At 39.3% G+C, this 1752-nt stretch carries 3 protein-coding genes; all 3 read right to left on the bottom strand.

Features of this window, described 5'->3' with window-relative positions:
• Positions 1-102 precede the first annotated feature (102 nt).
• Positions 103-678: a Crp/Fnr family transcriptional regulator gene (locus tag WBA23_RS25880; RefSeq protein WP_424585172.1), complete on the bottom strand. Its 576-nt coding sequence runs from the start codon at positions 676-678 to the stop codon at positions 103-105.
• A 77-nt stretch (positions 679-755) separates the two neighbouring features.
• Positions 756-1169 carry a hypothetical protein gene (locus WBA23_RS25875; RefSeq protein ID WP_424585171.1) on the bottom strand — a complete coding sequence of 138 codons (414 nt, stop codon included), beginning with the start codon at positions 1167-1169 and terminating at the stop codon, positions 756-758.
• Positions 1170-1235: 66 nt separating this feature from the next.
• Positions 1236-1670 carry a cupin domain-containing protein gene (locus tag WBA23_RS25870; protein ID WP_424585170.1) on the bottom strand — a complete coding sequence of 145 codons (435 nt, stop codon included), beginning with the start codon at positions 1668-1670 and terminating at the stop codon, positions 1236-1238.
• Between the last annotated feature and the right edge of the window lie 82 nt (positions 1671-1752).

Raw genomic sequence — 1752 nt, 5'->3', positions numbered from 1 at the left:
GAGTACAATAAATCTTCTTCGCATAATATTATTTGTTTCATGCAAAGATTGGTTGGGGATGACCTAAAAAACGTTCACTTAAGGTAATTAATGAGCTACCAATTATTTTTTCTCGGTGATTCTAGATCGCAAGCGACTTAACGATTGGGGAGTGATACCAATAAAGCTGGCTAACTGGTGCTGCGGTACCCTTTGTAGTAGATCAGGTCTATTTTCTACCAAATTCAGGTAGCGCTCTTCGGGAGAGAAAGTTTTGAACTGGTCGAGCGAAAGTTGCGATTTTGCCAGAAGCTCCTCGGAAAGAATGCGACAGAGCGTTTCAAATTTGGGAAATTTCTCAAAAATTGTTTCCTCCATGTTAGGGTTAGCCACGGTCATAATAGAGTCTTCTACACAAGCAATATAGTATTCCGAAGGCTGCTTACTAAGAACGCAGTGGGGCGTTAGACCTTCCATCTCGGTATAAAAGGCGGTGGTTTTTTCGTTTCCGTCTACCACGTAATATGTCCGCAAGCACCCTTTCAATACAAAATAACCATCACTAGAAAGTTGCCCTTCTTCAAGTAAAACGGTTCCCTTTTTGAATGAGCGAAATAGGTTTAAAGACACCAGCGCATCCTTTTCTTCTTCAGAGAGAACAATATATTTGGCAATAAAGTCAAAGAGTATGTTTTCCATAGTGAGGGTGGTCGTATTTTCTACGTTTGAAGTGTATTTTTTGCTAGTCGTTTACTGAATTCAAATCTGTTGGTAATTCAGTACGTCAGTTCAGTCCAAAGCCTCTTTGACTTAGCGTCTGCTACGTAGGTCCACTCGGTCCCCCACGTTTCACCAGATGCTACGTATACATCTGTTCCATCGGGACGCTCCGACTCACCCAGAAGATTATACCCCTGAAGTAATCCCGCTACCGATGAGGTACCAGAAAGCTCAAACTTATTTAAGTCTACAAAGCTGTTTAATTGATAGACTGAAATTCGGGTCTCCAACCCCTCATCATAGTAGCAGCTCACAAAGTCGACTTCAGGAATGTCAATACCAGAATGGATTTCGTAAGTATCAATCACCCGTTGGCTACAGTCTGTTGAGTTCGCAAGTGTTAAATAGATGAAAATGACAGGGGTAGATAGAACCAGTAGTGCTATGAACCACATGATCTTCTTTTTCATAACTAGAGTATTTGTGAGTGTAAGCGGCCATTTTAAAACTGCTTATACACTGCTGTGTAGCGTTTATTACTCCTCATAAATATCAAACTCAGCAGAAATTGATTTCATTAACTCAGCATCTTCAAAATCACTTTCAGACATCTTTGATAATCTTTCTAGATATAGATCAAACTGACCATTTTTAAATATAGTGAGCATTTTCCCTCCCTCCTTACAACTTGCGGAATGCCAAATATTCGGAGGAACAGTTATCGTATCACCAGGCTTAGCAATTGTCGATTCGTCGTCAAAAATTAGCTCTACTTCTCCTTCAAGTATATAAAATACTTCCGTCATTATTTTATGGTGATGCCTTCCCAGTAAAAAGCCAGGTTTTAAAGAATCCTCAACGAAACTCAGTTCGCCATTAGTTTTATTTGAAGAAAGTTTGATAAAGCAGTGGTCTTGTGAATAATTGTAGTTTTTACCTTCTCCATTGCGGATAATCTCTTTTTCTTTCATCCTAATTCATCTTTTTAGTACTACACAATATATGATAACGTAAATTCACTTTCGGCACCCATCAATACCAGCAGAATAAAGG

Origin of the sequence: Tunicatimonas sp. (assembly GCF_049647865.1) — a bacterium.
In the GTDB taxonomy this organism is placed as follows: domain Bacteria; phylum Bacteroidota; class Bacteroidia; order Cytophagales; family Cyclobacteriaceae; genus Tunicatimonas.
This window is presented reverse-complemented; position numbering and strand designations above follow the sequence as displayed.

Excerpts from the sequence above, each read along its gene's own strand:
- WBA23_RS25875 (WP_424585171.1), bottom strand. The coding sequence starts at position 1,169 with ATGAAAAAGAAGATCATGTGGTTCATAGCACTACTGGTTCTATCTACC.
- WBA23_RS25880 (WP_424585172.1), bottom strand. The coding sequence starts at position 678 with ATGGAAAACATACTCTTTGACTTTATTGCCAAATATATTGTTCTCTCT.
- WBA23_RS25870 (WP_424585170.1), bottom strand. The coding sequence starts at position 1,670 with ATGAAAGAAAAAGAGATTATCCGCAATGGAGAAGGTAAAAACTACAAT.